This is a genomic window from Pseudomonas sp. SIMBA_068 (genome assembly GCF_046534705.1).
In the GTDB taxonomy this organism is placed as follows: Bacteria; Pseudomonadota; Gammaproteobacteria; order Pseudomonadales; family Pseudomonadaceae; genus Aquipseudomonas; species Aquipseudomonas putida.
Genome location: NZ_JAWRYI010001087.1, coordinates 1 through 253 on the forward strand (window position 1 = coordinate 1; position 253 = coordinate 253).

The following is a 253-nucleotide window of genomic DNA, read 5'->3' on the forward strand; positions in this document are numbered from 1 at the left end:
CTGACCACCCGATTCATAACGAGCCTGAACCCCAGTCTGAAGTGACGCGGGTGAAATACCGTGGCATTGCGGTCGCAGATACCGCGCGTGAGCGTCCGGTGCTGACCGTGCAGTTACTGGATAAGCAGCAGCGCCTGACCGTGAGCAGCATGGATGACAAGCGCCGTGCGCTGCTGGCTGGCCTAGGCGTGGCGACCATGCCCTATTCGCTGGTGGAGCAGGATATTGCGGAAGGCCGTCTGCGGGTGGTGAG

General features: G+C 62.1%; 1 protein-coding gene. It reads left to right on the plus strand.

Annotated features, from left to right (window positions below; genetic code table 11):
- A partial coding sequence (locus tag SB756_RS32815; protein WP_410913607.1) for a LysR substrate-binding domain-containing protein occupies window positions 1-253 on the plus strand: 253 nt, incomplete at both ends.